Below are 25,287 nucleotides of genomic sequence, written 5' to 3'. Positions count from 1 at the left end.
TTGAAGGTGAAAGGGACGGCCCGCCCACAAAATGGATGCGGACGGGCCAGAGAAAGGGGAACAGGTATCCAAAAGCAACGCCGGACGCGTTACTTGTTGAACCAACGCTGGGTGCCGCGCTCCTCCAGGGCCTTCAGCACGGCCTGGGGATCTCTGCATTTGGCCAGGAAGATCATGGCGGCGATGATGTAGGGCTTGTAAGAGGCCTCTTTGTACAGCGCCTCGCGGTAGCGGTCGAAGACGCTCTCCTCCACCTCGCCGTCCACGCAGGATACGCCGTTGATGTCGGCGGGCAGGCAGTGCAGGTACAGCGCCTTGCCGTCCCGGGTGGTCTTCATCCGTTCCTCGGTGCAGCACCAGTCCTTGTGCTGGGCGTTTTGCGCCAGCAGCTCCTTTTCCAGGGCCTTGATGCCTTCGCTGTCGCCCTGGGCGTATAGGTCGGTGCGCTTCTCCATGGCGGCAAAGGGAGCCCAGCTCTTGGGATACACGATGTCCGCGTCCTGGAAGGCCTCGGCCATGGAATTCACGCGCCGGAACGTGCCGCCGGCCTTTTCCGCGTTCGCAGCGGCCACGGCTTCCACCTCGGGCATGACCTCGTAGCCCTCGGGATGGGCCAGCACCACGTCCATGCCGAAGCGGGTCATCAGGCCGATGACGCCCTGAGGCACGGAGAGAGGCTTGCCGTAGCTGGGAGAATAGGCCCAGGTCATAGCGACCTTCTTGCCCTTCAGGTTCTCCACGCCGCCGAATTCGTGGATGATGTGCAGCATGTCGGCCATGCACTGGGTGGGGTGGTCGATGTCGCACTGCAGGTTGACCAGGGTCGGCTTCTGCTCCAGCACCCCGTCCTTGTGGCCCTGGGTGACGGCGTCCACCACGTCGTGCATGTATTTGTTGCCTTTGCCGATGTACATGTCGTCCCGGATGCCGATCACGTCGGCCATGAAGGAGATCATGTTGGCGGTCTCACGGACGGTCTCGCCGTGGGCGATCTGGCTCTTGCCCTCGTCCAGGTCCTGGACCTCCAGGCCCAGCAGGTTGCAGGCGCTGGCAAAGGAGAAGCGGGTGCGGGTGGAGTTGTCCCGGAACAGGGAGATGCCCAGGCCGGACTCAAAGATCTTGGTGGAGATGTTGTGCTCCCGCATGTAGCGCAGAGCGTCGGCCACGGTGAAGACGGCCTCGATCTCATCGTCGGATTTCTCCCAGGTCAGGAAGAAGTCGTTCTCATACATCTCCTTGAAGTTGAGCTGGTTCAGCTTGTCGATATAGCTGTGAAGCGTGGCATCCATGATCGTATTCTCCTTTTCTATTGTAAATGATGGATTGGTGGGAAGGATGCTAAACTTAGGAAAAAAACTTTGTGAATTATTTGATGTCGTTGTTCGTCTTGCCGGCCCGGAACTGGGTCACGTCGGCGGTTTTGTTCTCCTCCCGGTACAGGCCGGGAACGGCGGCGTACAGGGCGGCGCAGGTAACGAGGTCCTGCTTCCAGGTGATCTCGTTGGGGGCGTGGGCCTGGCTCTCCGCGCCGGGACCGAAGCCCACGCAAGGGATGCCGTATCGGCCCTGAATGGCCACGCCGTTGGTGGAGAAGGTCCATTTGTCGGTGAGCGGGCGGCCCTCACGCAGGTGCATGGCGTCCCGCTTGGGGTCGGCGTCGGCGTGGCCGATGCGCGTTTCCCCCCACAGGGCGTGGTGGGCGTCCGCCAGGGCCTGGACGTGGGCCGCGCGCTCCTTATTGATCCAGGTGGGGAAGTAGCACTCGGTCTCGTAGACCTCGCCGGTCCAGGAGGGGCGGTCGTACATGTACATGGATACCGTTACATCCTCGCCGTACTTCTTCACGCTGGGCAGGTCCCGGATCTCCTGCAGGCAGGAGTCCCAGGTCTCGCCGGCGGTCATGCGGCGGTCGATGGAGATGGAGCAGGAGTCGGCCACGGCGCAGCGGCTGGGGGAGGTGTAGAAGATCTGTGAGGTGGTGCAGGTGCCCCGGCCCAGGAAGCGGGCGTCCTCATAGTGCTCGGGGTTGTACTTGGGGTCGAGCATCTTCACCAGGCCCTTGATCGCAGCGCCGTCATCGGCGGGGTTCTCGTTGAGGGCGCGCACGTCCTGGAGGATGTCGGCCATCTTGTAGATGGCGTTGTCGCCCCGCTCGGGAGCGGAGCCGTGGCAGGAGACGCCCTTCACGTCCACGCGGATCTCCATGCGGCCCCGGTGGCCCCGGTAGATGCCGCCGTCGGTGGGCTCGGTGGAGATGACGAACTCCACCTGCTCCTTCCGGATGCCCTTGGCGGGGAAGAACTTGTTGACGATATACTGCCAGCACATACCGTCGCAGTCCTCCTCCTGCACGGAGCCGACCACCATGATCTTGTAGCCTGCGGGGATCAGTCCCAGCTCCTTCATGATCTTGGCGCCGTAGACCGCGGAAGCCATGCCGCCCTCCTGGTCGGAGCCGCCGCGGCCGTAGATCACCGCGTCGTCCTCCCAGCCCTCGTAGGGGTCGTCCGTCCAGTTGCTCCGGTTGCCGACGCCCACGGTGTCGATGTGAGAGTCGATGGCAATGATCTTGTCACCGTCGCCCATCCAGCCGATCACATTGCCCAGGCCGTCCACCTCCACCTGGTCATACCCCAGCTGTTCCATCTCAGAGCGGATGCAGGCCACGACGTCTTTTTCCGCACAGCTTTCGCTGGGGTGGGAGATCATGGCCCGCAAAAAGCGGGTCATGTCGGCCTGATAGCCCTGGGCTGCTTTCTTGATCTGCTCGTAATCCATGATTGTTTCCCTCCATCATTCATCCATATCGTGATTGATTGCCATGGAAAGCCCCCGCGCAGCGAGGCGCCGGGCGGCGCGTACAAGCGGTTTGCCCAACGGGCAAACCGCTTGGCGCAGGGGCGGTCCGCTCGCCCCGGGCCGGTAAGGGAACCCGGGGCCCCATGATTTAACGCTGCTAAACCGTGGGATATTCGCCGTCCCAGAGCACCTTGCGGAACTTCATGGGGTCGGTGTTGCCCTCAGTGGAGAAAAGAAGCACCTGGGAGAAGCGGTCCAGGCCGATGGCCTGACGCAGGTCCTGGTATTCGTCGTTCTCCATCAGCGCGGCAATGAGACCCATGCCCACCGCTCCGGACTCGCCGGAGATGACCACCGGGTCGCCCTTGACGGGTACCCCGAGCATCCGCATGCCCCGGGCGCTGACCCAGTCGGGGCAGGAGACGAAAGCGCTGACGTGGTTGCGCAGGATGTCCCAGGAGATGGTGTTGGGTTCGCCGCAGGCCAGCCCCGCCATGATGGTGGTCAGGTCTCCGTCCACCATGCGGGGCGCGCCGTCCCCGGCCAGGGCGCCCCGGTAGAGACAGTCGGCCGCCTGGGCCTCCATGACGATGAACTTGGGCGGGTCGTTGGGGAAGAGGTTGGCGTAGTACCCGATGACCGCGCCCGCCAGACTGCCCACGCCCGCCTGGACGAACACATGCGTGGGACGGTTTATGCCCATCTGACGCAGCTGGTCGGCGCTTTCGCTGGCCATGGTGCCGTAGCCCTGCATGATCCAGGCGGGGATCTCCTCGTAGCCGTCCCAGGCGGTGTCCTGTACGATGACGCCGTGGGGAGTGGCCTCCGCCTCGGCGGCAGCCATGCGCACGCAGTCGTCGTAGTTCACGTCCTCGATGGTGACGGCGGCGCCCTCCTTGGCGATGTTGTCGTACCGCGCCTGCGAGCTGCCCTTGGGCATATGGACCACCGCCTTCTGGCCCAGCTTGTGGGCCGCCCAGGCCACGCCGCGGCCGTGATTGCCGTCGGTGGCAGTGAAGAAGGTGGCCTGGCCGAAGTCCCGGCGCAGGGCCTCGCTGGTCAGATAGTCATAGGTCATCTCCGACACGTCGCGGCCCATCTCCTTGGCGATGTACCGCGCCATGGCAAAGGAGCCGCCCAGCACCTTGAAGGCGTTCAGACCGAAACGGAAGCTCTCATCCTTTACGAACAGGCCCGCCAGGCCCAGATAAGCGGCCATACCGTCCAGCCGGGCCAGCGGAGTGATGGAGTACTGGGGAAAGCTGCTGTGAAAAAAGCGGGCCTTGGCCACATTGGTCAGGGACATGACGGGCAGCTGCCCGTCGTCGCTTTTGGGCATGTGGTTGACGGCCCATTTGATCCGGTCTTTCATTGCGACTGCGCCTCCGATTTCTATGTTCTGTCCCCATCATAGCACGGGAAATCTGCAAGTCAATAGGTTTCCAAAAAAATTTTTGTGCAACAAAAAAGTTTTTTAGATTTTTGTTAAAATTGACGGTGCAGGAATGGTTGCCTTTGTACATTTTCGGTGTTAAGCTAGAGCCATAAGATCAAAGAAAAGGAGACATGGCCATGTTTACCCTCACGGTCAACGGCGCGCAGGTACAGACGGAGCAGGACGGCTCTCTGATGGAGCTGCTGCGGGGCATGGGGCTGACTTCGGTAAAGGACGGGTGCGGTCAGGGCGCCTGCGGCACCTGTACCGTCCTGGCGGATGGGAAGCCGGTGAAAGCGTGCGTGCAGAAGATATCCAAGTTCCAGGGAAGGGCCATCGTCACCGTGGAGGGCCTCAGCCCGCGGGAGAAGGAGGTCTACACTTACGCCTTCGGCGCGGCGGGCGCGGTGCAGTGCGGTTTCTGCATCCCGGGGATGGTGCTGTGCGCCAAGGGCCTCATCGATCGGAACCCGGATCCCACCCGGGACGAGGCGGCCGTTGCCATCCGCAACAATATCTGCCGCTGCACCGGGTATAAAAAAATCATCGACGCCATCCTTCTGGCCGCCCGGCTCTTCCGGGAGGGGGCGGAGCATTTGTCCGCTCCGGCGGTCACCGGCGTGGGCCAGCGGGCCCACCGCCTGGACGTGCCGGAGAAGGTACAGGGCTGGGGCAAATACGCCGACGATATCCAGATGGAGGGCATGCTCTACGGCTCCGCCCTGCGCGCGGCGTATCCCCGGGCCCGGGTGCTCTCCATCGACACCAGCGCGGCAAAGGCCCTGAGCGGCGTCCACGCGGTGCTCACCGCGGCGGATATCCCCGGCTCCTCCAAGGTGGGCCACCTGAAGCACGACTGGGACGCGCTGGTGCCCGTAGGCCGCCTGACCCACTATCTGGGGGACGCGGTCGCCCTGGTGGCCGCCGAGACCCGGGCGATCGCCGAACAGGCCAAGGCCCTCATCCGGGTGGAATACGAGGTGCTGCCCGGAGTGTTTTCACCCCAGCAGGCATTGGCGGAGGGGGCGCCCCTGGTGCATGAGAGCGGCACGTCCAACGTGCTGGCCCATGAACATCTGGTCCGGGGCGACGCGGAGGAGGCGCTGCGCCGCTCCGCCCATGTGGTCACCCGGACGTATTTCACCCCCTTTACCGAGCACGCCTTTCTGGAGCCGGAGTGCGCCGTGGCCCTGATGGACCCGGACGGGGAGAGCGCTCTTATCTACTCCAGCGATCAGGGCACCTACGATACCCAGCACGAGTGCGCCCTGATGATGGGCTGGGAGCCGGAGCGCATCCACGTGGTCAACGCGCTGGTGGGCGGCGGTTTCGGCGGCAAGGAGGATGTGAGCGTCCAGCATCATGCCCTGCTGCTGGCCTACCACACCCGCCGGCCGGTGAAGGTGAAGCTCACCCGGGACGAGAGCATCCTGGTCCACCCCAAGCGCCACCCGGCCTGGATGGAGGTTACCACCGGGTGCGGCGCGGACGGCCGGCTCACCGCCATGAAGGCGGTGGTGGTCACCGACACGGGGGCCTACGCCAGCCTGGGCGGGCCGGTGCTCCAGCGCCTTTGCACCCATGCCGCCGGGCCGTACAACTATCAGGTGATCGATATCGACGGTACCGCCGTCTACACCAACAACCCCCCCGCCGGGGCCTTCCGGGGCTTCGGCGTTACCCAGAGCTGCTTTGCCGCCGAGTGCAACCTGAACCTGCTGGCCGAGGCGGTGGGCATCTCCCCCTGGGAGATCCGCTACCGCAACGCCATTCGCCCGGGCCAGGTGCTGCCCAACGGCCAGATCGCCTGCCCCGGGACCGCCCTGGTGCAGACGCTGGAGGCGGTAAAGCCCCTCTACGACAGCCATCCCTACGCGGGCATCGCCTGTGCCATGAAAAACGCCGGGGTGGGCGTAGGCCTGCCCGACTGGGGCCGCTGCCGCATTACCGTGGAGGGCGGAAAGCTCTATCTGCGCTCCGGGGCCTCCTGCATCGGACAGGGACTGGGCACCGTGCTGGAGCAGATCGCCTGCGAGACCCTGGGCGTGGGCCGGGAGCGCATCGTCTACCCCAATGCGGAGACCAACAACGCCCCCGACGCGGGCACCACCTCGGGCTCCCGCCAGACCCTCATCACCGGCGAGGCCTGCCGCCGGGCCTGCGTGCAGATCAAGGCCGAGCTGGACGGGGGAAAGACCCTGGAAGAGCTGGAGGGGCGGGAATTTTTGGGGGAGTATCTGGCCAAGACCGATCCCATGGGCGCGGACAAGCCAAATCCGGTCTCCCATGTGGCCTACGGGTACGCCACCCAGGTGGTGTGCCTGCGGGAGGACGGCACCATCGAGCAGGTGGTGGCCGCCCACGACGTGGGCCGGGCCATCAATCCCCTGAGCGTGGAGGGACAGATCGAGGGCGGCGTGGTCATGAGTCTGGGCTACGCCCTGACGGAGGCGTTCCCCCTGGAGGAAGGACGGCCTGCCGCCAAATTCGGCACCCTGGGCCTGTTCCGAGCGGACAAGACGCCGGACGTGCGCTCCATCATCGTGGAGGCCAACCCGGAGCCGCTGGCCTATGGGGCCGTGGGCATCGGAGAGATCACCTCCATCCCCACCGCCCCCGCCGTCCAGAACGCCTATTACCGCTGGGACGGGAACTTCCGCACCACCCTGCCGCTGGAAAATACGCCTTACAGCCGGACAAAGAACTAGCGCCATCGCAGGGGAACGCCCGCGCCGTTACCGGCGCGGGCGTTCCCCTGCGGCAAAAGGGGCCGTCAGGCGGGGCGGAGCCGCCGGCGGGTGATGACCGGAAGGGAAGGAGGTAGGCCTGATCGGGCCAAGACCAGCCGGGACGGGCCGGTATGCCCAAAAGCGGTTGACAAACGGGCGGCGTTGGCATAAGATGAATTACATCAAATATTTTTGATGTAAGGGGGAGGACATGGTGACAGATCATCAGAAACATGCAAAGGTGTTCCGGGCACTGTGCGATCCCAAACGCCTTGCGATTCTGGAACTGCTCCGCAGCGGTGAAAAATGTGCCTGTGTGCTGATGGACCGGCTGGAGATGGGGCAGTCCGCCGTCTCCTACCATATGAAGATTCTATGTGAATCGGGGATCGTCGCGAGCCGGCAGGAGGGGAAATGGACCCATTACCGCCTGAGCGACACCGGGCGCGGCGCCGCGGCGGAACTGCTGATGAAGCTTACCACGCCGGACCTGGGACCAAGCGGCGAAGAGGACTGTTGCCGATAGGAGGGGCGGCGGAACGGGAAAATTTTTTTCGAAAACACATCAAAAAAATTTGATATGAACAGCGAAACGGAGGGATATGCTTGCAGGTTTTACGGGCTCTGTGGCAGTTGATTCAGAATGAGGTCCTTGGAATGAACTGGCTGAACAGGCTGGTGGGAGCTCTCTTGACTGCCCTGGGACTGGACACGGGCGCACGTTGGGTGGGAAGCGTTCAATTTTTCCTTTACGACGGCATCAAGATCACGGTACTGCTGTGCGGACTGATTTTTGCGATATCGTATCTCCAGAGCTATTTTCCGCCTGAGCGCAGCAAGAAGATCTTAGGCCGTTTTCATGGCGTGGGGGCGAATGTCGTATCTGCCCTGCTGGGGACTGTGACGCCCTTTTGCGCATGCTCCTCCATCCCGCTCTTTATCGGTTTTACCGGCGCGGGACTGCCGCTTGGGGTAACGTTCTCGTTTTTGATCTCCTCTCCGATGGTGGACCTGGGGAGCCTTATGCTGCTTATGAGCGTTTTCGGCGCGAAGGTTGCCGTTGTCTATGTCATCATAGGGCTGGTGATTGCAGTGGCCGGCGGAACAATGATTGAAAAACTGCACATGGAGGCCTATGTGGAGGACTTCATCCGCAAGGCGGGAAGCGTGGAGGCGGATTGCCCCGCACTGACAAAACGGGAGCGTTTGCAGTACGCGAACGAGCAGACCGCGTCCACCTTCCGAAAGGTGTTCCCCTATATCCTGATTGGAGTGGGGATCGGCGCGGTCGTCCATAACTGGATTCCGGAACGCTGGATCGAAGCTGTTTTAGGCGGCGGCAACCCGTTCGGCGTGCTTCTTGCGGTACTGGCCGGCGCTCCCATGTACGCGGATATTTTCGGTACGATCCCCGTTGCGGAGGCATTGCTCTACAAAGGTGCGCAGCTTGGCACCATCCTGGCCTTTATGATGGCGGTTACCACATTGAGCCTGCCGTCCGTCATTCTGCTCCGCAAGGCGGTGAAGCCGAAGCTGCTGGGACTGTTCATCGGTATTTGTGTCGTTGGGATCACGATTGTAGGATATTTGTTCAATGCGGTTCAGGGCTTACTGATTTAATGGAGGTATTGTTATGGGACTGTTTGGAACCAAAAAAGAGAAGCTGCGGCCCGGCTGCTGCGCAGGGACCGGCGGCGCGGAGCGGACCGGGGCGCCGGAAGCCGTCACGGGGGTGAAGGTATTGGGCTCCGGCTGCGCGAAATGCAACGCGCTGGAGCAGGCGGTTCGGGCCGCCTTGGCAGAACTGGGCATGGAAACCGCCGTCGAGCATGTGACGGACTTCGTGCAGATCGCGTCCTATGGCGTCATGACGACCCCGGCGCTGGTGGTCGATGGAAAAGTAGTGTCCTGTGGCAGGGTGCTCCGAAAGGAAGAAGCAAAGACGCTTATCGCACGGGCGAGAATGTGACGGTACCACCGGGCGCCGCCGCACAGGTTCTTTGCGGCTCGCTCTTGGCAAAGGCTGCGGTGCTGTCCCGAAAAAATGCCTGGCGCTAAGCCGGGCATTTTTCCGGGGCGGGCGGGCAAGGCGAACGGCCGCCAACGGCCGCCCCGTGCGGAACGGGATGCCGTATCCATGCTACAGCGGACCCAGCAGGTCGGGGCCGGGCAGGCTCATCTGCCGCTTGCGGGCGGCGGAGAAGGCCAGCTTCTCCGACAGCCGGCCCTGATCTCCGCAGGCCAGGGTATCCCGGTAGGACCGAAGGTTGGCCAGCAGCCGGTCCAGCACCTCCAGCAGGGCGGGGGCGTTGAGGGAGAAAAGCTGGGTCCACAGTCCCACGTCCAGCGCGGCCACCCGGGTGCAGCCCCGGAAGGAGCTGCCCTCAAAGCCCTTACAGTCAAAGAGCATCGGGTCGTCGCAGACCGAGACGGCGATGATGTGCATCACCTGGCTGGTGTAGGCGATCAGAGCGTCGTGGGCCTCCGGCGTGGTCTGGTATACGTCCCGAAAGCCCATATGGGCGGCCATGCGTTCCAGCAGGGCCACGTGTTCCGGGGTGCTGTCCGGGCGGCGGCACAGGATGAAGTGGGAGTCCCGGAACATCTCCGCAAAGGCATGCTCGATCCCGGAAAACTCGGTGCCCGCCATGGGATGGCATCCGATGAAGTCCACCGACGCCGGCAGGACCTGGGCCGCCTGCATGACTGCGCTTTTGACGCCGCATACGTCCCATACCAGCGCGCCGGGCTTGAATTGATCCCGGTAGGCGCTGAGAAAATCCACGATCCCCTGGGGGTGCAGGGCAAGCGCCACCACGTCGGCCTGCCCCAACACCGCCGCCGCATCCTCGCAGACCCGGTCGGCCACGGCGTGTTCCCGGGCGTAGCGGAGGGTGGGCTGGGATACGTCCACGCCCACCACTTCAAAATCCTCGAAACCCTTCAGGGCCAGGGCCAGGCTTCCTCCGATCAGACCCAGGCCCACGATGACGATCGTGTGTTTCATACCGTTCTCCCTATGCAGGCGCCCAGCGCGCCCAGCTTGTCCATCAGCGTGCCGAACTGCTCCGGGGTGATGGACTGCGCCCCGTCGCACAGCGCATGGGGCGGGTCGTTGTGGACTTCCACGATGAGACCGTCCGCTCCGGCGGCCGCGGCGGCCAGACTCATTCGCTCCACCATCCAGGCCTTGCCGCAGGCATGGGAGGGGTCCACCACCACCGGCAGATGGGAGAGCCGCTTCACCGCCAGTACGGCGGACAGGTCCAGGGTGTTGCGGGTGTAGGTCTCAAAGGTGCGGATGCCGCGCTCACAGAGAATGACCTTTTCGTTGCCGCCTGCCATAATGTATTCTGCGCTCATGAGCCATTCCTCGATGGTGTTGGAGAGGCCCCGTTTGAGCAGGATGGGCTTGGTGGTATGCCGTCCCAGTTTTTTCAGCAGGTCGAAGTTCTGCATATTCCGGGCGCCCACCTGGATCACGTCCACGCACGCCTCGAACAGGTCGATGTATTCGGTGCCCATGATCTCGGTGACGATGGGCAGGCCGGTGGCCTCGCGGGCCTCCTTCAGCAACTCCAGACCCTGGCACTCCAGGCCCTGAAAGGAATAGGGGGACGTGCGCGGCTTGAACGCGCCGCCCCGCAGGGCTGCCGCTCCGGCGCCCTTCACGGCCTGCGCCACCGCCACGATCTGCGCCTCGCTCTCCACCGAGCAGGGGCCGGCGATGACGGCCAGGCGCTGGCCGCCCACCAGGATACCGTTGCCCAGATCGATCGCCGTGTCGTCCGGATGATATTTCCGGTTGGCCTTCTTGTAGGGTTCGGTGACCCGCATGACCCGTTCTACGCCCGGCAGAAGGGCGACCTTCTCCTGGTCGATGCCCTCCGCGTTGCCCTCGGCGCCCAAAATAGTGGTCTCGGCCCCTTTGGATATCATGACCTTGACTCCGCCGGCCTCCATGGCGCGCACGGCCTGCTCCAGCTGCTGCTGGGTATGCTCTCGTTTTAAAATGACAACCATTGCAGTATGCTCCTTTCCTGTAACACAAAAACCGCGGCAGCCCAACTGGGCTGCCGCGGCGGGTGCGTCCTGGTCGATGCAGGGAACGCCTCATCCAGACAGACCGGTTATGGGCAGGCAGAAGAACCGCTACCATAATAATAGCGGTAATAGCCGTATCCATAACCGGTGTGCTTCCACATGAGAAAACCACGCTCCCTAGTACTGCGTACTTTAGCACTTTTAGGCGCGAAAGTCAAGAGGAAGTTTTCGGGTTGAATTCCTAGTGAACCTGTGGTATTATAAGAATAAGAAAAGGTAGGGATGCCACATGAAAATTTCCACCAAGGGGCGCTATGCCCTGCGCCTGATGTTAGATCTGGCCATCCACAGTGAAGGGAGCGCCGTCCCGCTGCGGGATGTGGCCCAGCGGCAGGAGATCTCCGACAAATATCTGGAACAGATCGTGACCCAACTCTCCCGTGCGGGCCTGGTGCGCAGCGTGCGGGGCGCGGGGGGCGGCTATCTGCTGACCCGGACGCCGGAGGGTTATACCGTGGGCGAGATCCTGCGGGTGCTGGAGGGCAGTCTGGCCCCGGTGAGCTGCGCCGACGGCGTGGGCTGCTGCGAGCGGGCCGACCGCTGCGTCACCGTAGAGGTGTGGCGCGAGATCCAGGCCGCCGTGGACGGCGTGGTGGACCATCTGACGCTGGCCGATCTGGTGCGCCGCTACCACGAGAAGTTCGGCGGCCGGACGCGGTTGTAAAAGCCGGGAAAGCCTGTTATACTGATCCTGCCCCGGCAGACAGGCGGTTGCCGCCTGTCCGCCGGGGGATCCAAATAAAATAGCGAGGTGATCCGTTTGGCAAAGGAGCAAGGGCTGGTCCAGCTCTATTATGGGGACGGAAAAGGGAAGACCACGGCGGTCTTCGGCCTGGCCTTCCGGTGTGCGGGCTGGGGGCGCAGAGTGGTCGTCGCTCAGTTTTTGAAGAGCGGCGCCGGCGGCGAGGGGAAGGCTGTGGAGCGCTTTCCCGAAATCACGCTGCTGCGGACGAAGGGCGTAAACAAGTTCACCTTCCAGATGAACGACGACGAAAAGGCCGAGACGGCGGAGAACTGCCTGAGCCTGTTCCGCCAGGCGGTGGAGCTGGCCCGGCAGGAGCAGGCGCGCCTGCTGGTGCTGGACGAGGTCATCGACGCGACCTACGGCTTTTTGCCCATGGAGGAGCTCTGCGCCTTCCTGGACGGGCGTCCGGAGGGGCTGGAGGTCGCGATCACCGGTCACAGCCTGCCCCCGCAGCTGGCCGAGCGGGCGGACTATATTTCCCACGTGGTGAAAGAAAAGCACCCCTATGACCGGGGCGTTATGGCCCGGAAAGAGATCGAATTTTAAAGAGGACAAAGACCTGCTTTGTCCGGCTGCCGCTGAGCCCCCGCCGTTTGGGCGGGGGCTCAGCCTGTTTTCAGCCCCGGTCCCGGACGCTCAGCGTAGCGGCGGTGAGAGAGTTGACGGCCCCCAGCAGATCCACCAAAAGCTGGTTTTGGCACACCAGGGTCTCCAGGATCCGTTCCAGGCACGCCTGTGTCTGCGCGTCGCTTCCACAGGGATAGGGCGGCAGGAAAACAGGACCCGCCGGGCGCTCCTGGAGCGGGTTTCGGTAGCGGTTCATCGGTTCTTCCTCCAGCGCGGGCGCCGCCGCCTGCTCCGGCTGGAGCCGGCGGCCCTGGGCGATGATGGCCTGGGCGGCGGCTTGGGCCCTGGCCCGCTCCAGCGCCCGCTGGTCATTGCGTTTCACCATGGTGAGTTCCCTCCTTTTTCTCCCCATACTATGCTTTTGAACGCATATGGGACCCTTTTCGGAAAAAGAATGAATGGAAGCGGTTGACATTTTAAAAGTTTGTGATAAACTAAACTGTATCATTTGAGACAGAAATGGGGCGCGGCCGTGGAGGAGACACTGAGGGCGCTGCTGGCGGGGACCTTCCTGTTTCGGGGCGCGCCGGAACAGGCCCTCATGTTTGCGTTGTCGGACGGACGCTGCCGGCGGGAGCGGGCGGAACGGGGGACGGTCATCTACGCGCCCCACCGGTTCCGCCGCTGCCTGGCGGTGGTGCTGGCGGGCCGGGTGCAGGTGAACAAGGGGGAGCTCATCATGAGCGTGCTGCAGCCGGGCGATCTGTTCGGCGCGGCGGCGCTGTTCAACGACCGGGCGGATTACGCCACCACCCTGACCGCCCGTTCCCGGTGTGATCTGCTCTTTTTTCCACAGGCACTGGTGGAGGAGCTGATGGCCCGCTTCCCGGCGGTGGGGTATAATTATGTGGCCTACCTGTCCCAGCGCATCTGGTTTTTGAATGAGAAGATCGACGCCCTCGCCGCCGGAAGCGCCGAGGGCAAGCTGGCCCAGTATCTGCTGACGCACAGCCGGGAGGGCTGGATGGAGTGGGACTGCTCGGCGACAGGCCTGGCCAAACGGCTGGGTGTGAGCCGGGCCTCCCTCTATCGCGCGCTGGATGCCCTGACCGCCTCGGGCGCCATCCGGCGGGAGGCGGCGGGCATCCGCCTGCTGGATGAGGAGCGGCTGAACGGGCTGTGATCCAAACGAGGAAAGGAACGAGGAAATCATGAAACGGAACAAAACTGCGGCGCTGCTGCTGAGTCTGGCCCTGACCTTCGGCCTGCTGGGCGGGTGCGCCTCCACCGCCGCCCCGGGAACGGCCGCTCCGGAGACGGCCCCGCCCGGGACGGCGGCCCCCGAGACCGCCGCCCCGGAAACAGCGGCGCCTTATGTTACGGTAAACTTGGGCCTGCTGAAAGGCCCCACCGGTATGGGCGCCGCCAAGCTTCTGGCCGACAACGACGTAGACTTTGCCCAGGCGGAGGCCGGGACCTATGAGGGCACCCTGCTGCGCTACGAGGTGACCCTGGGCGCCGACCCGGCCAACGACATCGTGCCCAAGCTCATCAACGGCGAGCTGGACCTGGCCGCCGTGCCCACCAATCTGGCCGCCAGCCTGTACAACAAGACCCAGGGCGGCGTGAAGCTGCTGGCCCTGAATACTCTGGGCGTGCTCCACATTCTGGAGAACGGCGAGAGCGTTCACAGCATGGCCGACCTGGCGGGCAAGACCCTTTACGCCACCGGCCAGGGCGCCAATCCGGAGTATGTGCTCCATTATCTGCTGGAGCAGAACGGCTTGACCCCCGGCCGGGATGTGACCATTGAGTGGAAGACCAGCGACGAGCTGACCACCCTCATGGCCTCCGGCGAGATCGAACTGTGCATGCTCCCGGTACCCGCGGCCACCAGCGTCATGCTCCAGAACGCCGACGTGCGGGACGCGGTGGACCTGAACGACGCCTGGGCCGGGTCCGGCGCCCGGGGGACGTTCACCATGGGCTGCCTGGTGGGGCGCACGGAGTGGCTGGAGGAGAACAGCGAGCTGGTAAGCGGAATCCTGGCCGACTACAAGGCGTCCATTGCATACGCCAACGCCGAACCCGAGCAGGCCGCCGCCCTGATGGAGCAGTATGAGATCGTTCCCAAGGCCGCCGTGGCCAAGGCGGCCATCCCCCAGGCCAATTTGGTCTATGTGGACGGGGAGGACCTGATGGAGGTTTCCAGCTACTATGAGGTGCTCTTTGCGGCCGATCCCACTTCGATCGGAGGTGCCATCCCCGATGACGCCTTCTACTACGTCCCGTAATCGGATAGGCGCAAGAATACGAAACGTTGTCATACCCCTGGCCTTTTGGCTGGGGGTTTGGCAGCTTGCGGCCCTTTGGGTGGGCAAGCAGCTGCTGCTGCCCGGTCCGCTGGCGGTGGCGGCGCGGCTGTGGGAGCTGGCGGGAACGGCGGTTTTCTGGCGCTCGGCTCTGATGAGCCTGGGGCGCATTTTCGGCGGCTTTGCCGCAGGCGCGGCCCTGGGGGCGCTTTTGGCCGCCCTCACCTGTGCCCAGCCCTGGGCCGGACGGCTGATCGCCCCGGCGGTGAAGGTGATCCGGGCCACCCCGGTGGCCTCCTTCATCGTGCTGGTGCTCCTGTGGGCGCCCACAGGGCGGGTGCCCGCCGTGGTTTCCGCGCTGATGGTGCTGCCGGTACTGTGGGGCAATGTGTGCAAAGGGATCGGCCAGACCGATCCCAAGCTGCTGGAGGCCGCCGGGGCCTACCGCTTTTCCACCGGAAAGAAGCTGCGTCTCATCTATGTGCCCTGCGCCCTGCCGTATGTCGCCAGCGGCTGCGCCACCGCCCTGGGTCTGGCCTGGAAAGCGGGGGTGGCGGCGGAGGTGCTCTGTCAGCCCGCCCTGGCCATCGGCAAGGAGCTTTACCGCGCCAAGATCACCCTGGACACGCCCGCCCTCTTCGCCTGGACGGCGGCGGTCATTGCCCTGAGCTTTGTGCTGGAGTACGCCCTGGGTTTCCTGTTCCGGCGGTGGGGAAAGGAGGCGCGGGTGTGATATCGGTGTCGGATATTACCGTCTGTTTTGCAGAGAAGACCGTTTTGGACGGGTTTTCCCTGGCGGTACCGGAGCAGGGGATCACCGCCCTGTCCGGGCCCTCCGGCTGCGGCAAGACCACCCTGCTGCGGGTAGTGGCGGGGCTGCAAAAGCCGCAGGCCGGGACGGCGTCCCTCCCCGGACCGGTGAGCCTGCTCTTTCAGGAGGACCGGCTGCTGCCCTGGCGCACGGTGGGGCAGCACATCACCGATGTGCTGCCGAAGGCCCGGCGGGGGGAGGTCGGCCGCTGGCTGGAACTGGTGGAGCTGGCGGGGGAGCAGGCGCGGTATCCGGCCCAGCTCTCCGGCGGCATGGGCCGGCGGCTGGCGTTGGCCCGGTGCCTGGCCTGCGGGGGCGCGCTGCTTTTGCTGGACGAACCGTTTGCCGGTGTGGACGCGCAGCGGGCCGGACGCATCCTGGCGCGTATCCGGGCCCTGGGAACGCCGGTGCTGCTGACCAGCCATCAGGAGGCGGTGCTCTCCCGCTGCGACCGGGTGCTCGCTCTGGAGGGCCCGCCCCTGCGGCAAAAAAACAGATGAAGATTTCATTAAAAAGCCCGAAAGCGCGTTGCGCTTTCGGGCTTTGCTTGCTATAATGCAGACCATGCAAAACGTAAAAAAGACGTCATGAAAGGGTAAAAGAGGCGTAATATGAGTTCCCAGGTATCCTACCCCAAACAACGGAATGAACTGCGGCGGCTGCACTACCCCAAGCTGGCGCTGGACGAGGTCAAGGCGGCCCGGATCTCCCGCCTGCTGCTGATGCTGACCCCGCTGCTCTCCTTCACGCTGGTGGAGGCGCTCAACTATAATAACCCCTGGACCGATTTCACCGCGGTGCAGATCCTGCTCAACCTGGCCTGGTACTATCTGGGGGAGCTGGCGTTTTACACGATCTTCCGGCGGCGGACATCGGCGGTGAAGTGGGGCCTGGGCACGGCCTGGGCGTTCGGCTGCGCCAGCCATTACCTGATCGCCTTTCGGGGGCGCACCCTCTTCCCGGCGGACTTCCTCTCCCTGCGTACCGCCGCGAATGTGGCCGTCCATTACGACTATACCCCCGATTTCAAACAGGTGATCACCTTCCTGATCATGCTGGCCGTTCTGCTGCTGGTGTCGCTGCTGCCGCGGGAGGCGCGGCACGCCCGCTCCTGGAGGCGGCTGGCGTGCACCGCGGGCGTGACGGCGGCGTACCTCGCGCTCTTCTTCGGGACCGGGATCGTGGAGGCCCTGGGCGTGGAGCCCTCCCTGTGGACCACCCGGGGCAACGGCCTGCTGCTGAATTTTACCGTTTGTATGAAGTACATGCGCACCGAGCAGCCGGAGGGATACTCCCCCCAGGCCGCCCAGGCGCTGGCCGGCGGCGCGGCCGCCGGCGCCGAAGCCGAGGGGGAGACGCCGGTCAACGTGATCGTCGTCATGAACGAGTCCTTCTCCGACCTGTCGGTGCTGCCGGGCGTGCAGACCAATCAGGACGCGATGCCCTTTCTCCGCTCCCTGACGGAAAACACGATCAAGGGCTATGCCTATTCCTCCGTGTTCGGGGGCAACACCGCGAATTCCGAATATGAATTTTTCACCGGCAATACCATGGCCTTTCTACCGGCCAGCACCGTGGCCTACCAGCTCTATGTGTCCGACGGGGACCCCTCCCTGGTGGGACAGATGAAGGCGCTGGGCTACCGCTGTGTGGCGATGCACCCCTATCTGACCTCCGGCTGGAACCGGGTGAGCGTATACGCCGATTACGGCTTTGACGAGACGTATTTCCAGCGGGATTTCCAGGACTGGGACTACCTGCGGGGCAAGGCCGGGGAGGGGTATGTCTCCGACCGGTCCAACTATGAGCATCTCATCCGGCTCTACGAGGAAAAGGAAGCGGGCGAAAAGCTCTTTTTCTTCAACGTGACCATGCAGAATCACAGCAGCTACAACATGCCCTGGACCGGCCTGGAACGGACGAGCTGGCTGACCGGGCCCATGGAGGGGAAATTTCCCACCGTGGACCAGTACCTCTCCCTGATCCATGAGAGCGACCGGGCCTTTGAAGAGCTGGTGGAATATTTCGCCCAGGTGGAGGAGCCGACGATGATCCTGCTGTTCGGCGACCATCAGCCTCAGGTGGCCACCAGCTTTTATAACCGGGTGCTGGGAACCGACCCCGCCACCGCCTGGGCGGAAAAAAAGCAGATGGTGCCCTTTGTGCTCTGGGCCAATTACGATATCCCGGAGGAGGAGGGGGTGGAGCTCTCGCTCAATTATCTCTCCGCCCTGCTGATGGACGCCGCCAATTTGCCCAGGACGCAGTATCAGGCGTTTTTGTCCCGGCTCCGCCGGCAGCTCCCTGTGATCAACACCGTGGGGATCCGGGACAGCGCGGGCAACTGGTACGGAGAGCGGGACGCCCTGCCTCAAACGCTGGCGGACCAGCTGACGCAGTACCGGATTTTGCAGTACAACAACGTTTTTGACAAGGACGAACGGGTTCCCGGCGTATTTGCGCTGACCGAATGACGCGGGCCGTTTTCGACAGACTGTGACGTCCCCCGGCGGTCCCGCTAGGACCGCCGGGGGACGTTCCCTGCTTGCGCCCTTCCAGAGCGTCTACAGCCCGAACCAATACCGGAAGAGCAGCCGTCTCCAGCGGGGGAGCGCGGCGTCCACGCGGGCGGCGCAGGCGCGGGCGGCGGAGACAACGGCTTCCCGCTCCGGCTGGGTCATGGCGTGCTGGCTGAACGCGGCCTTTTTGGCGAGCGCTTCAGCCGTCTCCGGCATCACGCCGCCCCAGCGCTCCAGCCGCCGGAGGTAGAGATAGGCCTCGATCACGGCCCGGTTGGCGTCTGCCTGGCGGAAACGGCGCTCCCGCCGCCTCAGCGCCAGCCGCCGCCGCAGGGCGAACAGCGCCAGAAGCAGGCCCATCCCCGCCGGGAAGAGCAGCAGGCGCAGATCGAAGGGCGCGCTCTGGGCCGCCTGGGCCTGAGGCGTGGGCGTGGGCGTGGGCACGGCGGCGTTGGGGCCCCGGGACGGCGCGGGAGCCGCGCTGGGGGTGGGCGTGGGCTGCGCCGTTTCGGCAGGAGCGCCGCTCTGGCCGGGCTGCGCCCCGGCGTAGGCGGGGGTGACCTCCACGGGATGCCACCCGTAGCCGTCCAGGTAGATCTCCACCCAGGCATGGGCGTTGGAGTCGGGCACGCGGGCCGTTCCGGAAGAGGCCACGTCGGCCACGTAGCCGGACACATACCGGGCGGGGACGCCGTTATAACGCAGCAGCAGGACGGCGGCGCTGGCAAAATGCATGCAGTAGCCCCGGCGGCTTTCCTCCAGGAACCAGCGCACGTAATCCTCCCCCTCCGGGACGGCGGGCGTAGCCGGATCGTACACGGCCAGCTGGCCCAGGTAGTCGGAGATCAGGGCGGAAAGGGTCAGGGCAAACGCGGCGTTGCCCCCATAGCTGCCGTACATCAGCGCCTGATAGTGCTCGTTCTCCGCGCCGCCGGGCAGACAGGCCTCCGGCTCGGCCACCATGGAGATCAGGTGGCGGTACAGCGTGTCGCTCAGTGCGTCCGGCACGCCGGTGTAGTTTTGATAGACGAAGCGGGCGTATTCCTGCTCGGCGTCCCGGAGCTCCTCCGGCAGCTGGGCGCCGGAGAGCGGGTCGCATTCGGGCTGCACATAGAGCGTATGCGTCCAGACGCCTTCCTCCCGGGCCAGATAAGCGTCGTGTACAAACTGCCCGCCGGAGATCTCTTCCGGAGTGGAGAGCAGCTGATAGGGATAGTATACATAGCCCGGATCGGCGCCCAGATTGCGGATGGTGACGCTGGCGTAGTCCTTGCCCGGAACACTGGCGCGGTCGGCCAGGGCGGGAAAATTCATGGGCTGAACGTCGTCCCGGGTCCAGGCGGGGCGGTAGGTGCTGCTGTAGAGGGGCTCGCTCTCGTAGCTTTGCTCATCCAGGGGCGCCCAGGAGCCGCCGTCGTATACCGCGCCGGAAAATCCGCGCAGGTAGAGCCGGCCCCGCAGGGAGGTGCTGACCTCCAGCACCGTACGCCCGGAATAGCGCAGGGGGCCCGCGTCGGCCAGGTCCACGCTGGCGTCGGCCCCGGACAGGGTGCCGCCGCCCCCCAGCTTCAGGCCGGGGAAGAGCCGGTCGCTTACGCGCACGGCCCAGTTGGTGATCGCCTCGTTGGCCTGGTCCGCCCAGGCGGGGCGCCGGTAGGACTCCTGCGGCAGAGCCACATTCAGCAGCAGCAGCACGAGTGCCAGCACCGGCAGGGCGACCAGACAGAGCCGCGCGCTTCCCCCGCCGTCCCACCGGGCGGTGAGCGAACAGAGCACAAGCACGCCCCAGCCCAGCAGTACCGCCATCAGGGGCAGCCATGCCGGGGTCAGGGTGAACGCCAGGGGAACGGCCAGGAAGGGAAGGGAGAAGAGCAGCGTCAGAAGACCGGAGCGCAGCCGGACGATGGACAGGCCCAGCAGCGCGCCCAGCGCCGCCGCGGCGCACAGCGCCAGCGCGGTGGCGGCGCGGAGCCAGGTCTGCTCCGGGAGTTGGGCGATGGGGTGAATGTAGCTGTTGCGGCCCAGACTGTCGGAAATGGAATTGTGAACGGCGCAGCGCAGGGCGATCTCGCCCAGCGTCAGCGTATCCCAGAGACGCCACAGGGCCAGGAGCCACAGCCCCAGCAGGAGCAGCAGAAGCAGCAGGAGCGACAGGCGGCGCCGGGGCAGGGAAAAGACCCCCAGGAAAAGCAGGGAGCAGGCGGCGCAGCCCAGCAGCAGCGGCAGGGACAGAACCGCCGCGCCGAAGGCGGTTAGAAAGGAAAAAAGCGTCCCGGTCAGAATCAGAAAGAGCAGCGCCCCGTCCCCCAGTACGCCAAGAGGACCCCGCCGGGGCGCGCGGGCACGGCGACGCCTCATACCGCTGCGCCCCCTTTCAGGCCGTGGGCCGTCACGTGGATGTGGCGGCCTCCGGCGCTTTGGACGCAGAGCGCTCCGTCCAGGATGGAACGGCCCGTCTCCGGGGCGGGGGCGGAGCAGGCGGCGGCGAGGGCGGCGCACAGGCCCCGCGCATCCTCCACCGAATGGTCCTCCACTGCGCCGCTCACGGGGTCGGCCCACTGGATGCGGTGGGGGCGTTCCCGTTCCAGCAGGGCCCGGGACAGGGCGCACAGACGGTCCAGCACGGCGTCCAGGGTCTCGGGCGTACCGAAATGATCGAAGCTCAGGATCAGTTCCGCCCGGCAGGGCTCCAGCACTTCCCGTACCACCAGCTCGTCCCGCTTGGTGGAGAGCTTCCAGTGGACGCTCTTCATGGGGTCGCCGGGGCGGTAGGCGCGCAGGTCATAGTCTTCGCCGGGGCCGCCGCCGGGCCGGGGCCGCAGGCGCTTTCCGCGGTCCTGTTCCCCAGTGAGCTCCGGAGGGATCTCAAGAGATGCAGGCACAGGCAGCACCAGCAGCTCCGCCTGACCAGAGACCGGGCGGGGAAGGGAGCACAACCCCAGCAGGTCGCATATGCTCAGCCGCGTCACGGTGCATACCAGGCGTCCGCAGTGGGCGGTGTCCGCGTCCAGGGAAAAGGCCGCGCCCCGGGAGGCGCCGCGCACCTCCCGACGGAGGGTCTCGGTCTGACCGGTCAGCTGGTTGACATAAGACAAACGGACCCGCAGGAGGGAGAGGGGAAGCCCGGCGGGGTTGCGCAGCCGGACCTGGAACCGGGCGGCGCCGCCCCGCTCCACCGCCAGGACGCAGGGAGAGAGCTCCAGGGCGCAGGAAAGAATGGCCGGCAGGCTCAAGGCCAGGGCCAGAACAGGAAAAAGGACCACCAGGGCAAGCAGGAACGCGGAGAACCAGCCCTTGAAAAAGATCTGGAACAGCAGGGCGGCAGCCAGGGCGGCGGCGTAAGCGACACGTCGGTGCAGCATGGCGGCCTCACTTGACGCGGGGCGCGGGCACGACTTTGAGCACGTCTCCCGCCGGATCGCATCTGCCGTCCTGCTGTGCCCGGGGTGAGCGGATCAGCCGGTGGCTGACCACATCGGAAAAGACGGTGCGCACGTCTTCCGGATTTACATAATCACGTCCCAGGACCAGGGCGGCGGCCTTGGCCATGGCGGTCACCGCGAGGGTGGCCCGGGGGCTGGCCCCCTGAAGGAGCATGGGATGCTCCCGGGTGGCGCCGACCAGGCGGACGATGTAATCCAGTACCGGATCGGACACGTGCACCGCATCGGCCTGGGCCCGGAGGGCGTTCAGGCCGTCCAGGTCCAGCACCTGCTCCACGCGCTCCAGCGGATTGCCGCTTTGTTTGCGGCGGACCATATCGGCCTCGTCCGAGGCAGTGGGGTAGCCGATGGACAGGCGCACCATGAACCGGTCTAGCTGGGAGTCGGGCAGCAGCTGAGTGCCCGAGGCGCCGGCGGGGTTCTGTGTGGCGATGACCAAAAAGGGCTGGGGCACCGGGTGCGCCGTTCCGTCCACCGTGACCTGGCCCTCCTCCATGGCCTCCAGCAGGGCGGACTGGGTGCGGCTGGTGGCCCGGTTGAGCTCGTCCGCCAAAAAGAGATTGCACAGCACCGCCCCCGGCTGATACTCCATTTTGCCTGAGAGCTTGTTGAAGAGAGAAAAGCCCGTAATGTCCGAGGGCATCACATCCGGGGTGAACTGGACCCGGTTATACTGTAAGGCCAGGGCCTTGGAAAAGGCCAGGGCCATGGTGGTCTTGCCCACGCCGGGGATATCCTCCAGCAGGATGTGCCCCCGGGCCAGAATGGCCAGCAGCGCCTTGGCCAGCACCTCGTCCTTGCCGACCACGGCTTTTTTTACCTGCTCCAGGATCGCCAGCGCCACACGGTTGCCTTCCATAAGCCAGTCTCCTTTGTCTCGTTTCATCCATAGGGTCTATTTTATCAAAGCGTACCATTATGTCAACGAAAATACGATTACAAATCCGCAGCCGCAGCTTTAGACGCAGCGCACATTGCCGAAGTTCCGGCGGCGGAAGCAAAAAATCGCGCCAAACCCTTGCGCTGGGGGCGCTTTTGTGGTATAGTTGGGCAGGATAGTAGTGGAAGTATGGTGAGAGTGGGGTTCGCCCCGCTCTTTCTTATTGAATAAAACCGGGAAGCAATTTTCTGGAAGACTTGAAACGGAGGTGAGCCCGTGGCGAAAGTGACCGAGCTGGTGCAGGGCCTTGCCGCGCCCATGGCGGCGGCGCAGGGCTGTTCGCTCTGGGATGTGGAGTACGTCCGGGAGGCGGGGCAGTGGTTTCTGCGGGTGTATATCGACAAGCCGGAGGGCGTTTCCATCCATGACTGCGAGGCAGTCTCCCGCCCTCTGTCCGACGCGCTGGATCAGGCGGACCCCATCGAGGGCAGCTATGTGCTGGAGGTCTCCTCCGCCGGGGCGGACCGCCCCCTGAAAAAACCGGAGCATTTTGAACAGTTTATAGGCGCGGAGGTGGAGGTGCGCCTCTACCGTCCGGCGGACGGCCGGAAGGATCATGTGGGGACGCTGCTGGCCTATCAGGACGGGGACGTGACCATCGCCGCGCCGCAGGGGGAGCGTACCTTTCCCAAAAAGGACGTGGCCCGGGTGAGATTGAGCGTGCGGTTCTGACGCCGCGTGGTGATTGTGAAGGAGAATAGCTATGCCGAAGAAGAATACGAAAGCGCAGAAGTCCAATGAACTGGACGGGGCGGAGTTCTTTGCCGCCATCGGACTGATCGAGAAGGAAAAGGGCATCCCCAAGGACTATATGCTGGAGAAGATCACCCAGGCCCTGGTCTCCGCTTATAAGCGCGATCACGAGGGCGTGGGGGACAACGTGGTGGTGGAGGCCAACGAGGCCGCCGGCACGGTGCGCATGTTCGTGAAGAAGGACGTGGTGGAGACCGTCGACAACCCCTGTACGGAAATGAGCCTGGAGGAGGCCCGTCAGAAGCTGCCTCAGGCCGGCCTGGGCGATGTGATCCGCATTGAAGTGCGTACCCGCGACTTCGGCCGAATCGCCGCACAGACCGCCCGCCAGGTCATCATCCAGGGCATGCGGGAGGCCGAGCGGGGCATGATATATGATGAGTTCAGCTCCAAGGAGCATGAGATCCTCACCGGCGTGATCACCCGCGTGGACCCCCGCTCCGGCGGGGTGAGCCTGCGCATCGGCTCCGGCAGCGAGGCCACCGAGGCCTTCCTCGCCCCCGGCGAGCAGGTCCGCGGCGAAAGCTACGTGGAGGGCATGCGCCTGAAGGTATACGTGGTGGAGGTCCGCCGTTCCACCAAGGGGCCCCAGGTCCTCATCTCCCGCACCCATCCGGGCCTGGTCAAGCGCCTGTTTGAGCTGGAGGTACCCGAGATCTACGACGGTACCGTGGAGGTCAAGTCCATCGCCCGGGAGGCGGGCAGCCGCACCAAGCTGGCCGTCTGGTCCGCCGACCCCAACGTGGACCCCATCGGCGCCTGCGTGGGGCCGAAGGGCCAGCGGGTCAACAATATCGTAGACGAACTCAAGGGCGAGAAGGTGGATATCATCAAATGGTCTGAGGACCATGCCGCCTATATCGCCGCAGCCCTCTCCCCCGCGGACGTCATCAGCGTCGCCACCCAGGAGGAGGGCAAGACCTGCCGGGTGGTGGTGCCCGACGACCAGCTCTCCCTGGCCATCGGCAAGGAGGGGCAGAACGCCCGGCTGGCCGCCAAGCTGACGGGCTGGAAGATCGACATTAAGCCCGCGTCCGCCCCCGCCGGGGAAGAGCCGGAGGACGTGGTGCTCGAGGACGAAGACGAGACTGAGGCGTAAAGCCCACGCAGGAGCCCCGGGGGACGGGGGCGCTGCGGGCGGGGAAAAGGCGCGCGGCGAATCAGCGCGCAAACGCCTCAGCGAGCGCAACAGCGGGAAGGGAGGAGCGTACCGTGCCCAAGAAGATACCCCTGCGCCAGTGCGTCGGCTGCCGGGAGATGAAGCCGAAGAAGGAGCTGATCCGGGTGGTCAAGTCCCCGGAGGGAGAAGTCTCCCTGGATTTTAAAGGGAAAAAGCCGGGCCGGGGCGCCTATGTCTGCCCCGATTTGGAGTGCCTGAAGCGGGCGCGGAAAGCCAGGGCCCTGGAGCGGGCCTTTTCCGCCCCCATGCCCGACGGGGTGTATGACGCCCTGGAGGAGCAGATGAAGGAGGGCGGAGATGGATAGTGTGCTGCACCTGATCGGCATCGCCAGGAAGGCGGGACGCCTGGAGATCGGGGAAGAGCCGGTGGGCGCCGCCGCGCGGGCGCGGCAGGCCAGGCTGATCCTGGTGGCCGCCGACGCGGCGGAGAACAGCGCCCGGCGGGCCGCCCACTTTGCCGAGGCGGGCAAGACCTGCGTGCTGCGTCTGCCCTATCCCAAGAGCGTGCTGGGGGGCATGGTGGGGCGCGCGTCCTGCGCCATGCTGGCCCTGACCGACGTGGGGCTTGCTTCCGCGCTGGCCGGAAAGCTGGCCGGGGCGGACCCGGAGCAGTATGGCGCGGCGGCGGCGGAGCTGGCGGTCCGGGCGGAAAAGACCCTTCAGCGCCAAAAGGAACAGCGCCGCCACGAGAAAAACCTGCAAACGGGCAAAAAGAAGCCCTGGGCCGCGCCGCCGAAGGAAGCGCCGCACCCGCCCGGCAGGGCGGAGGAGCACCGCCGCAGAGCCGGCGCCCAAGCCGCAAGGCCTGGGACGCCGCCGTCCAAGGCGGAAGCGCCCGCACCCAAGCCCAAGCGTTCCCTGCCCCGGGGCGTGGTGACCGTCAAGAAGAAGACGCCATGAGACGAAATGGCATACGTGAGCATTGGAATGAACCGGGCTTGTTCCAATAA

At 64.9% G+C, this 25,287-nt stretch carries 24 protein-coding genes; 15 read left to right on the top strand and 9 right to left on the bottom strand.

The features are described 5' to 3' along the window. Window positions 1-89: 89 nt before the first annotated feature. The 3 genes from ygeW to dpaL all read right to left on the bottom strand — a co-directional run bounded on the left by ygeW (window position 90) and on the right by dpaL (window position 4,171). Complete coding sequence (gene ygeW / locus H8S57_RS04720) at window positions 90-1,289, bottom strand: knotted carbamoyltransferase YgeW (protein WP_186906925.1); 1,200 nt, start codon at window positions 1,287-1,289, stop codon at window positions 90-92. A 76-nt stretch (window positions 1,290-1,365) separates the two neighbouring features. Continuing rightward, window positions 1,366-2,778 carry a YgeY family selenium metabolism-linked hydrolase gene (locus H8S57_RS04715; protein WP_186906924.1) on the bottom strand — a complete coding sequence of 471 codons (1,413 nt, stop codon included), beginning with the start codon at window positions 2,776-2,778 and terminating at the stop codon, window positions 1,366-1,368. Between the two features lie 178 nt (window positions 2,779-2,956). Beyond that, window positions 2,957-4,171, bottom strand: a complete 1,215-nt coding sequence (dpaL, locus tag H8S57_RS04710; protein WP_186906923.1) for a diaminopropionate ammonia-lyase — start codon at window positions 4,169-4,171, stop codon at window positions 2,957-2,959. A gap of 200 nt (window positions 4,172-4,371) precedes the next feature. Here dpaL and xdh point away from each other — a divergent pair, with 200 nt between their 5' ends. The 4 genes from xdh to H8S57_RS04690 all read left to right on the top strand — a co-directional run bounded on the left by xdh (window position 4,372) and on the right by H8S57_RS04690 (window position 8,932). After that, on the top strand, window positions 4,372-6,942 hold the full coding sequence (xdh, locus tag H8S57_RS04705; protein WP_186906922.1) for a selenium-dependent xanthine dehydrogenase: 2,571 nt from the start codon (window positions 4,372-4,374) through the stop codon (window positions 6,940-6,942). 232 nt (window positions 6,943-7,174) lie between these two features. Beyond that, window positions 7,175-7,489: an ArsR/SmtB family transcription factor gene (locus H8S57_RS04700; RefSeq protein ID WP_186906921.1), complete on the top strand. Its 315-nt coding sequence runs from the start codon at window positions 7,175-7,177 to the stop codon at window positions 7,487-7,489. A gap of 131 nt (window positions 7,490-7,620) precedes the next feature. Then, window positions 7,621-8,583 carry a permease gene (locus tag H8S57_RS04695; protein WP_186906920.1) on the top strand — a complete coding sequence of 321 codons (963 nt, stop codon included), beginning with the start codon at window positions 7,621-7,623 and terminating at the stop codon, window positions 8,581-8,583. Between the two features lie 13 nt (window positions 8,584-8,596). Beyond that, window positions 8,597-8,932, top strand: coding sequence for a thioredoxin family protein (locus H8S57_RS04690; protein ID WP_186906919.1), 336 nt, complete (start codon window positions 8,597-8,599; stop codon window positions 8,930-8,932). Between the two features lie 171 nt (window positions 8,933-9,103). Here the strand turns inward: H8S57_RS04690 and H8S57_RS04685 are convergent, their stop codons facing one another. Together H8S57_RS04685 and aroF are read right to left on the bottom strand one after the other, a co-directional pair. Then, window positions 9,104-9,970, bottom strand: a complete 867-nt coding sequence (locus H8S57_RS04685) for a prephenate dehydrogenase (protein ID WP_186906918.1) — start codon at window positions 9,968-9,970, stop codon at window positions 9,104-9,106. Further along, entirely contained in the window at window positions 9,967-10,986 is a 1,020-nt protein-coding gene (gene aroF / locus H8S57_RS04680; protein ID WP_186906917.1) for a 3-deoxy-7-phosphoheptulonate synthase, read from the bottom strand. The genes H8S57_RS04685 and aroF overlap by 4 nt, the downstream gene beginning before the upstream one ends. Before the next feature lie 310 nt (window positions 10,987-11,296). Between aroF and H8S57_RS04675 the strand changes: the two genes are divergently transcribed. After that, on the top strand, window positions 11,297-11,731 hold the full coding sequence (locus H8S57_RS04675) for an RrF2 family transcriptional regulator (RefSeq protein WP_186906916.1): 435 nt from the start codon (window positions 11,297-11,299) through the stop codon (window positions 11,729-11,731). Window positions 11,732-11,827: 96 nt separating this feature from the next. Then, window positions 11,828-12,358 (top strand): cob(I)yrinic acid a,c-diamide adenosyltransferase, encoded by a 531-nt coding sequence (locus tag H8S57_RS04670; protein ID WP_186906915.1) that lies wholly within the window; start codon window positions 11,828-11,830, stop codon window positions 12,356-12,358. A 70-nt stretch (window positions 12,359-12,428) separates the two neighbouring features. Here the strand turns inward: H8S57_RS04670 and H8S57_RS04665 are convergent, their stop codons facing one another. Continuing rightward, window positions 12,429-12,764: a hypothetical protein gene (locus H8S57_RS04665; protein WP_186906914.1), complete on the bottom strand. Its 336-nt coding sequence runs from the start codon at window positions 12,762-12,764 to the stop codon at window positions 12,429-12,431. A gap of 123 nt (window positions 12,765-12,887) precedes the next feature. On the opposite strand from H8S57_RS04665, the gene H8S57_RS04660 reads away from it, so the two are divergent. From H8S57_RS04660 to H8S57_RS04640, 5 genes are all read left to right on the top strand, one after another. After that, window positions 12,888-13,562 (top strand): Crp/Fnr family transcriptional regulator, encoded by a 675-nt coding sequence (locus tag H8S57_RS04660; protein WP_243204687.1) that lies wholly within the window; start codon window positions 12,888-12,890, stop codon window positions 13,560-13,562. Window positions 13,563-13,590: 28 nt separating this feature from the next. Continuing rightward, on the top strand, window positions 13,591-14,673 hold the full coding sequence (locus H8S57_RS04655; protein WP_186906913.1) for an ABC transporter substrate-binding protein: 1,083 nt from the start codon (window positions 13,591-13,593) through the stop codon (window positions 14,671-14,673). 79 nt (window positions 14,674-14,752) lie between these two features. After that, a complete protein-coding gene (locus tag H8S57_RS04650) occupies window positions 14,753-15,424 on the top strand; it encodes an ABC transporter permease (RefSeq protein WP_352408356.1) in 672 nt (223 codons plus the stop codon). Further along, window positions 15,421-16,002 (top strand): ATP-binding cassette domain-containing protein, encoded by a 582-nt coding sequence (locus tag H8S57_RS04645; protein WP_186906911.1) that lies wholly within the window; start codon window positions 15,421-15,423, stop codon window positions 16,000-16,002. The genes H8S57_RS04650 and H8S57_RS04645 overlap by 4 nt, the downstream gene beginning before the upstream one ends. A gap of 111 nt (window positions 16,003-16,113) precedes the next feature. After that, complete coding sequence (locus H8S57_RS04640; protein WP_186906910.1) at window positions 16,114-17,976, top strand: LTA synthase family protein; 1,863 nt, start codon at window positions 16,114-16,116, stop codon at window positions 17,974-17,976. A gap of 90 nt (window positions 17,977-18,066) precedes the next feature. Here the strand turns inward: H8S57_RS04640 and H8S57_RS04635 are convergent, their stop codons facing one another. Genes H8S57_RS04635 through H8S57_RS04625 form a run of 3 tightly spaced genes read right to left on the bottom strand, consistent with a single transcriptional unit; the run spans window position 18,067 to window position 22,323 of the window. Beyond that, complete coding sequence (locus H8S57_RS04635) at window positions 18,067-20,379, bottom strand: transglutaminase-like domain-containing protein (RefSeq protein ID WP_186906909.1); 2,313 nt, start codon at window positions 20,377-20,379, stop codon at window positions 18,067-18,069. After that, window positions 20,376-21,383, bottom strand: a complete 1,008-nt coding sequence (locus tag H8S57_RS04630; RefSeq protein WP_186906908.1) for a DUF58 domain-containing protein — start codon at window positions 21,381-21,383, stop codon at window positions 20,376-20,378. Before H8S57_RS04630 ends, H8S57_RS04635 begins: the two co-directional genes overlap by 4 nt. Before the next feature lie 7 nt (window positions 21,384-21,390). After that, window positions 21,391-22,323 carry an AAA family ATPase gene (locus H8S57_RS04625; protein ID WP_186906907.1) on the bottom strand — a complete coding sequence of 311 codons (933 nt, stop codon included), beginning with the start codon at window positions 22,321-22,323 and terminating at the stop codon, window positions 21,391-21,393. Between the two features lie 297 nt (window positions 22,324-22,620). Between H8S57_RS04625 and rimP the strand changes: the two genes are divergently transcribed. From rimP to H8S57_RS04605, 4 genes are all read left to right on the top strand, one after another. After that, window positions 22,621-23,076, top strand: coding sequence for a ribosome maturation factor RimP (rimP, locus tag H8S57_RS04620; RefSeq protein ID WP_186906906.1), 456 nt, complete (start codon window positions 22,621-22,623; stop codon window positions 23,074-23,076). A 31-nt stretch (window positions 23,077-23,107) separates the two neighbouring features. Next, window positions 23,108-24,256: a transcription termination factor NusA gene (gene nusA, locus H8S57_RS04615; RefSeq protein ID WP_186906905.1), complete on the top strand. Its 1,149-nt coding sequence runs from the start codon at window positions 23,108-23,110 to the stop codon at window positions 24,254-24,256. A gap of 113 nt (window positions 24,257-24,369) precedes the next feature. After that, window positions 24,370-24,642 carry an RNase P modulator RnpM gene (gene rnpM / locus H8S57_RS04610; protein ID WP_186906904.1) on the top strand — a complete coding sequence of 91 codons (273 nt, stop codon included), beginning with the start codon at window positions 24,370-24,372 and terminating at the stop codon, window positions 24,640-24,642. Beyond that, the gene (locus H8S57_RS04605; RefSeq protein WP_186906903.1) at window positions 24,635-25,237 is read left to right on the top strand and encodes a L7Ae/L30e/S12e/Gadd45 family ribosomal protein; all 603 of its coding nucleotides are present in this window, start codon (window positions 24,635-24,637) and stop codon (window positions 25,235-25,237) included. Before rnpM ends, H8S57_RS04605 begins: the two co-directional genes overlap by 8 nt. Window positions 25,238-25,287: the final 50 nt, after the last annotated feature.

Origin of the sequence: Lawsonibacter hominis, assembly GCF_014287895.1 — a bacterium.
In the GTDB taxonomy this organism is placed as follows: Bacteria; Bacillota; Clostridia; order Oscillospirales; family Oscillospiraceae; genus Lawsonibacter_A; species Lawsonibacter_A hominis.
This window is presented reverse-complemented; position numbering and strand designations above follow the sequence as displayed.

Coding starts and splice junctions, on each gene's coding strand:
- H8S57_RS04635 (WP_186906909.1), bottom strand. CDS start 20,379: ATGAGGCGTCGCCGTGCCCGCGCGCCCCGGCGGGGTCCTCTTGGCGTA.
- xdh (WP_186906922.1), top strand. CDS start 4,372: ATGTTTACCCTCACGGTCAACGGCGCGCAGGTACAGACGGAGCAGGAC.
- H8S57_RS04655 (WP_186906913.1), top strand. CDS start 13,591: ATGAAACGGAACAAAACTGCGGCGCTGCTGCTGAGTCTGGCCCTGACC.
- H8S57_RS04700 (WP_186906921.1), top strand. CDS start 7,175: ATGGTGACAGATCATCAGAAACATGCAAAGGTGTTCCGGGCACTGTGC.
- H8S57_RS04625 (WP_186906907.1), bottom strand. CDS start 22,323: ATGGAAGGCAACCGTGTGGCGCTGGCGATCCTGGAGCAGGTAAAAAAA.
- dpaL (WP_186906923.1), bottom strand. CDS start 4,171: ATGAAAGACCGGATCAAATGGGCCGTCAACCACATGCCCAAAAGCGAC.
- H8S57_RS04605 (WP_186906903.1), top strand. CDS start 24,635: ATGGATAGTGTGCTGCACCTGATCGGCATCGCCAGGAAGGCGGGACGC.
- H8S57_RS04640 (WP_186906910.1), top strand. CDS start 16,114: ATGAGTTCCCAGGTATCCTACCCCAAACAACGGAATGAACTGCGGCGG.
- H8S57_RS04630 (WP_186906908.1), bottom strand. CDS start 21,383: ATGCTGCACCGACGTGTCGCTTACGCCGCCGCCCTGGCTGCCGCCCTG.
- H8S57_RS04695 (WP_186906920.1), top strand. CDS start 7,621: ATGAACTGGCTGAACAGGCTGGTGGGAGCTCTCTTGACTGCCCTGGGA.
- H8S57_RS04675 (WP_186906916.1), top strand. CDS start 11,297: ATGAAAATTTCCACCAAGGGGCGCTATGCCCTGCGCCTGATGTTAGAT.
- nusA (WP_186906905.1), top strand. CDS start 23,108: ATGCCGAAGAAGAATACGAAAGCGCAGAAGTCCAATGAACTGGACGGG.
- ygeW (WP_186906925.1), bottom strand. CDS start 1,289: ATGGATGCCACGCTTCACAGCTATATCGACAAGCTGAACCAGCTCAAC.
- H8S57_RS04665 (WP_186906914.1), bottom strand. CDS start 12,764: ATGGTGAAACGCAATGACCAGCGGGCGCTGGAGCGGGCCAGGGCCCAA.
- H8S57_RS04685 (WP_186906918.1), bottom strand. CDS start 9,970: ATGAAACACACGATCGTCATCGTGGGCCTGGGTCTGATCGGAGGAAGC.
- H8S57_RS04690 (WP_186906919.1), top strand. CDS start 8,597: ATGGGACTGTTTGGAACCAAAAAAGAGAAGCTGCGGCCCGGCTGCTGC.
- H8S57_RS04715 (WP_186906924.1), bottom strand. CDS start 2,778: ATGGATTACGAGCAGATCAAGAAAGCAGCCCAGGGCTATCAGGCCGAC.
- aroF (WP_186906917.1), bottom strand. CDS start 10,986: ATGGTTGTCATTTTAAAACGAGAGCATACCCAGCAGCAGCTGGAGCAG.